Origin of the sequence: uncultured Campylobacter sp. (assembly GCF_938045775.1) — a bacterium.
GTDB lineage: Bacteria > Campylobacterota > Campylobacteria > Campylobacterales > Campylobacteraceae > Campylobacter_B.
In genome coordinates, this window is record NZ_CALIBH010000036.1 from 1 (window position 1) to 3,848 (window position 3,848).

The 3,848-nt window shown below is 45.5% G+C and carries 3 protein-coding genes; all 3 read left to right on the forward strand.

The genetic code is table 11. The features are described 5' to 3' along the window. Positions 1 to 196: 196 nt before the first annotated feature. The 3 genes from Q0238_RS01040 to Q0238_RS01050 are packed head-to-tail and all read left to right on the forward strand — an operon-like array spanning position 197 to position 3,833. Positions 197 to 2,272 (forward strand): cytochrome C, encoded by a 2,076-nt coding sequence (locus tag Q0238_RS01040; protein ID WP_297942005.1) that lies wholly within the window; start codon positions 197 to 199, stop codon positions 2,270 to 2,272. Positions 2,273 to 2,323: 51 nt separating this feature from the next. Further along, complete coding sequence (locus tag Q0238_RS01045) at positions 2,324 to 3,097, forward strand: FKBP-type peptidyl-prolyl cis-trans isomerase N-terminal domain-containing protein (protein WP_005870892.1); 774 nt, start codon at positions 2,324 to 2,326, stop codon at positions 3,095 to 3,097. A gap of 28 nt (positions 3,098 to 3,125) precedes the next feature. Further along, complete coding sequence (locus Q0238_RS01050) at positions 3,126 to 3,833, forward strand: 4Fe-4S dicluster domain-containing protein (protein ID WP_297942007.1); 708 nt, start codon at positions 3,126 to 3,128, stop codon at positions 3,831 to 3,833. Positions 3,834 to 3,848 lie beyond the last annotated feature (15 nt).

Sequence of the window (3,848 nt, forward strand, 5' to 3'; positions counted from 1 at the left end):
ATATGAGCAAGATGATAATCGAAAAAAATGGAGGGAGCATAAGCGCTGCAAATTCCGACGAAGACGCGATATTTACGATCTCTTTTCGTTAAATTTAGACTTTATTAAATTTCTCCCTTTTTCACCCTTTTTTGTTGATATTATTTTGAGCGTAGAACTTTGCTAATTTAAAATTTCGATTTTCAAAGGAGGAGCCATGAAAAAATGGAATAAGATGCTACTAGGCGCGCTAGCCTGTATTAGCATTTTTGCCGCAGGAGCCTGTGCCGATGAAGGCATGGGGCATGAGATGGAAATGTCGCAAAAATCGCGCGACGTCATCGCAAATCCTAAGGGCACGTTGCAAAGCAGAGGCGTCATATCCTTGCAGGACTACGTCGTAGAAGAGCGAGAGATGTATGACTGGCTATTTAAAAATCACCCGATTTTTACCAAATACGGCGGTAAGACGGTCGGTAAGATGGATGTACACGACCGAGGTTTGGAGTGGCTTGCGGAAGGGCATGGATTTGACTTTTCAAAGGCTAGCAAAAGAGACGACGGCAAGGGCTATAGCTCTATGATGTATAGAATCCCTGCGGGCTCTTCCTTGCAATTTCCGAATAAATTCATAGGCCCTGAAAAATGCGGCGAGTGCCACCCTGCGCAGTATGAGACATGGAGCAGATCGCGCCACGCCACTACTATCCGCTTCCCGGGCGAGCACCCGGAGGTTAATAACAACCTAACCGATCCGGTATTTAGCCCGGATACCGCGTCGATCCTTCCAAAAGGTATTACCCCTGACGTAATTTATGCGACTGTGGGGCATCTAAGGACAAAATTCGGCTACGTAGATGCATGGCTTCTACGCGGAACCTATCACGTAGAGGGCGGTTTGCTACGAGATGGTACCGGTCAGATCGTAGCCGGCGGTAACCAATTCCAAAGGACTTGGGCGTTAAATTTAGACGATGAGACGGTCAAAAAGATTAAAAAGATCGTTCCGGAATTCCCGGAAACTCTAGCCGATTATGGCGATAACGGCGGTTACGTAAGAGGTCTTGCGTCGTATGCTGCGAAATATAAAAAATCGATGTTTTTCCAAGCAAACAGCTCGTATTGCGAAGTCTGCCACCCATTCAAATTCGATTTTAAAACTAAGAAAGAATTCTATGCTGCTTTGGGTAACGCAAAAGAGCTTCAAAAGCACACTATCTCCAAGGGTATCACCTGTGAAGAGTGCCATGGAGCGGGCGGTCACCTTGACGGCGCTACAAATTTTAGAACCTCAAACTGCGAACGCTGCCACCAAAGATTTAACTATAGCCCTGATTTAGCTCGTGCTAATCCGCTAAACAACGGAAATCCCGATCTATCTCTTAGCTCTAAATTTAAATCTATGGGTCCAGGCTGTGGCTCTGAAGGCTCTCAGTCCTACTTTACCGCTCACTACGAGAAGGGTATGCGCTGCGTAACCTGCCACGATCCGCACGATAATACCGGACCGGTAGTTGGTGATAAAACCGTCAAGGGCGTAAATTATAACTCTGAGCAGGGCTATTTGAGTGCGTTTTATACAAAGCCTAAGATCACAAAAGAGTGCAAAGACTGCCACCAAGAGCAAGCCTATATCGCTGCAAGAGCCGATACGCATAAAGACAACACTTGCGCATCTTGCCACATGCCGTTTATGATGAGCTGCGAGAACTTCTACGCTATTCAGTTCCAAGACAACGCGGGATTTGATACTCAAAGAAGATCTCACATCTGGAAGATCGACATCGATCCTGCTAGAAAATCTCTAGTCGCAGGCGATGCCGCTAAAGGTCCAAGAGATGCGAAAGATTGGCACTTCCAAAGAAATAAAGATGGACGAAATTTCGTCGATCTTATGTGGTCGTGCGCACGAACCTCGTGGGCGGATAAAGATATGCAAGATACCAAAGGCTGCCACAGTCCAGTCGTCTCCGAGCTAAAAGAGACGCTTCACTTCAAGAACCAAAAGCAGGTTTACGATGAGGTTATGGGCTGGCAAACTCCAATTAAGAGCGATTTCTCGCAGGTTAAGATCGGTATTCAAGGAATTTACTCTATCCTTGAGACTAAAAAGCTTGACTCCAGCGATAAAACTCGCGTTTATGAGCTAATCGAAAAAGCTCAAGACACCGTCGATCTTATCGAAAAAGACGGCTCATGGGGAATGCATGGCTTTAAATATACTAAGCAAAGGCTAGAGGCTGCTAAAGAGTATATCAAAGAGGCTCAAAGAATTCTAAATAATAATTTATAATTCTTTCGGGGTCGCGTAAGCTCGCGGCCCCGAAATTTAAAAGGCAAATGTATGCAAAAAAGACTAAAAATTTTCTTGCCTATCGTTTTGGCAAGCTGCGCATTGGGCGCGAATTTAACTACGCAAGAACAAAAAGAATCTTATAGCATCGGAGCTTCTACCGGAAGCTATGTTTCAAACCAGCTGCATTCACAAGCCGCGTTAGGTGTCAAATACGACTTAGATGCGGTGATAGAGGGGTTTTTGGACGCTCTTAAAAAGCAGCAGAAGCTAAAAGATGAGGAAATTATTGCGCTTTTGAATCAAAGAGCCGATAAGCTAAATAAGATCGTAGAAACAAATTCCAAAGCGGAGCTTGATAAAAATTTAAAAGCAGGCAAGGAATTTATGGCGAAAAATGCTAAAAATCCGGACGTTAAAACCACGAAATCCGGTCTTCAATATGAAATTCTAAAGCTAGGTATGGGCGAAAAGCCAAAGCCTGAGAGTGTAGTAGTGATGAACTACAAGGCGTATTTGACGAACGGTAGTGTATTTGACGATACTTTCGCATCTAAAATTCCGGCGCATCTTTCTATGATAGGCTTAATCGACGGATTGCGCGAGGGGTTGCTTTTGATGAATACGGGCTCTAAATATAAATTTACAATCCCTAGTAATTTAGCCTACGGCAACGTGGACGTAGATAGAATTCCTGCGGGTTCTGTGGTGATTTTTGAAGCCGAACTACTAAAAGTTTTAAAGCCCGGCGAGCTTGCCGATGCGGCCAAAAAGCTTAGCGAGAGCGAGGCTAAAAGCTTTCACGACGCGAACAAAACAAAGTAGTTTTGCTTAAATTTAGTCGGAGGAGAATATGCAAAAGCAAAGAAGAAATTTTATAAAATCCGCCGCACTCAGCTCTTTGGGGCTTGGCGCAATCGCCTCAAGCTTACTCGCGCAAAACAGCGCGGATAAAAGCGCACAAGACGCAAATGCGAGCGTTCAAAAGCAAGAGCCGAAAAAGCCGCACTACGGCATGATATTCGATCAGAACAAATGCGTCGGCTGTACCGACTGCGAGATCGCCTGTAAAAAGGTAAATTCGGTTCCGAAAGGCCAGATGAGGCTTTTTATCCAGGACAAAACCGATCCGCTAAATTTGAAAGAAAAGCGCTATGTTAGGGTTTCTTGTCAGCAGTGCGAGGACGCGCCGTGCGTAAAAGTCTGTCCGACGAAAGCCTGCCACAAGGACAAAAAAACGGGCATCACGACGATGAACACCGATGATTGCATCGCCTGTAAATACTGCATCGTCGCCTGTCCTTACGACGTGCGCTTTATAAATCACGATACCAAAGCCGCAGAGAGCTGTAACTTCTGCTTGGATACGAATTTAAAAGACGGTCACGAGCCTGCCTGTATCGAGGCGTGCAGATACGAGGCGATCGTATTTGGCGATCTAAACGACGAAGAATCGCACATCAGCAAGCTACTTCGCGTAAAAGACAGCCTGCGAATGCATCCTGAGTGCGGCACGAAGCCGAGCCTGCGCTATATTCCTGCGGTTAAATTGGGGGTGTGATCTGAACGGAGCCAT